Origin of the sequence: Marinobacter sp. AC-23 (assembly GCF_001858325.1) — a bacterium.
GTDB lineage: Bacteria > Pseudomonadota > Gammaproteobacteria > Pseudomonadales > Oleiphilaceae > Marinobacter.
The window spans coordinates 1-1,804 of sequence record NZ_MBPP01000100.1 but is presented as its reverse complement, the minus strand read 5'-3'; the positions used below and the strand labels follow the sequence as shown (position 1 = coordinate 1,804).

General features: G+C 50.4%; 3 protein-coding genes. All 3 read right to left on the bottom strand.

Features of this window, described 5'->3' with window-relative positions; genetic code table 11:
- Positions 1-74: 74 nt before the first annotated feature.
- Positions 75-608, bottom strand: a complete 534-nt coding sequence (locus BCA33_RS19540) for a GNAT family N-acetyltransferase (protein WP_071268460.1) — start codon at positions 606-608, stop codon at positions 75-77.
- Between the two features lie 171 nt (positions 609-779).
- On the bottom strand, positions 780-1,592 hold the full coding sequence (locus tag BCA33_RS19535) for a PhzF family phenazine biosynthesis protein (protein ID WP_083394841.1): 813 nt from the start codon (positions 1,590-1,592) through the stop codon (positions 780-782).
- A gap of 108 nt (positions 1,593-1,700) precedes the next feature.
- A partial coding sequence (locus tag BCA33_RS22475; RefSeq protein ID WP_368087280.1) for a helix-turn-helix domain-containing protein occupies positions 1,701-1,804 on the bottom strand: 104 nt, incomplete at its 5' end.

Sequence of the window (1,804 nt, the reverse complement as noted above, 5' to 3'; positions counted from 1 at the left end):
ACGCTTTGTTTAGCGGCGACTACGGAGCGGAGCGTAGTAGGCGTCCGGTGTAGGGCCGCCAGGCCCGGAACGCACTACAACAATTTGTTATGCAATGCCCAGTCCTCGCACGTCATTCGATATAGCCGCACCAGCCGGTTATGAAATTCATGAACTGTGTAGTCTCCGAATCCCGACTTCTCGGTCACTCTTACGGATGCCGCATGTTCCGGCTCTATGATAACAACTACCGACTCGCAGTGTTTTTGATCGAAGGCATACTGCATCACACCCTTAACAGCTTCAGTTGCAAACCCCTGACTCCAGAACCTGCGGGCCAAACGATAACCTAGATTGATTTCCTCAATCTCGCCAACCAACTCAGGCCCAACACCACAGAAGCCAATAAGGTCACCTGATTCTTTCTCGGACAATGCCCACGGGCCGATCCCGTGGGATGAGTAGCACTCAAGGCACCAGTCTATAAATTTCCGGGTAGCTTCCTCGTCGCAAACTCCACGAACGGAATATTTCATGACTTCCGGGTCGCTCAGAATTTCAGTGAGCACCGGAACGTCTTGGTGGCATAGCTGCCTTGCAATCAATCTTTCCGTTTCAAACAATTGCACCGAATTCTCCCTGTGCATAACGCCGTTGTTCAGCGGCAGCCTTGGCAGAGCGAAGCGGCGACAAGGCTGTCCGGTGTAGGGCCTTCAGGCCCGGAACGAACTGGAACTATTGGTTAGGAATTCGTAGCGTTCCATTGCCAACCAAACAGACTTTACCCCTTATGGTCACGTTTAGTTCAGAGCCTCCCTGAACAGTCGCATAAAGCTCGCTTGGCCTATGAAGAAATCGTCCCTGTGCCAAAACAAGGTATCACTTATGGGTGCGCGCCCATGTGTAACCAAATAAACCGCTGCTGGCCCTGCTGCACTGCCAGTTGCGATATCCTCGACACTACCATCATTATCCCAAGTACGTCCTTCGAGTTCATTTACTTCCAGGACGTAGACAAATTTGGCACCCACTGTCGCTAGCAAAGCCTCAAAGTCAGAAACAACGATCCGGGCCTTTTCAAGGTTGGAACTTATAGGCACGATTAGGTAAGGAAGTCCCGTTGAAACCACCTGAAGCGGAAGCTTTGGAGCCATATCAGTGATTGAAAGATTCAGCGCCTCCAAAAAGACTTCATTTTTTTCCGCTGGAATCGGGGGATCAATGGTTGCAATTCCCTGATCCATTTCTGCGACATACGACTCACCGTGACGACGGCTAGTCAAATTGATGCTTCGGTCATGAATTACAAACTCAAGGCGAACCTCATCTTGCGCCCAGAAGAACTCAGAATGGAGCATCGCTGCTGCTCCGATGACTGGGTGTCCGGCGAAGGAAAGCTCCTCTTCCATTGTGAAAATCCGAGCATTAAATTTTGATGATCGGTCGGTCCGTTGCAGGAAAATGGTTTCAAACTGGCGCATTTCCTGAGTAATGCTCTGCATGACATGTTTGGGCAGATCGTCATCAAGCAAGAACACACTCAATCCATTTCCTGACAATGGCTGGTTAGCGAATACATCGACTAGCCAAAAGGGGAGTGTTCGTAGAGTCATTGTGATTTCCTAACGCTTAGGTAACCGGCACCGGAGGCCAGCGAAGGGAACCAAAAGCAGAAAGCTTTTGGTGTCCGGTTGACCGTCTGGTTACACCTAGCGACTTACTCAGTGCAGTTGGCTAAAAACTTCCGGATGTTGTTCTGCGATACGCAACAGCGCGACTGCTGGGCCTTGTGGTTCTCTACGTCCTTGTTCCCAGTCTTGTAAGG

Excerpts from the sequence above, each read along its gene's own strand:
- BCA33_RS19535 (WP_083394841.1), bottom strand. The coding sequence starts at position 1,592 with ATGACTCTACGAACACTCCCCTTTTGGCTAGTCGATGTATTCGCTAAC.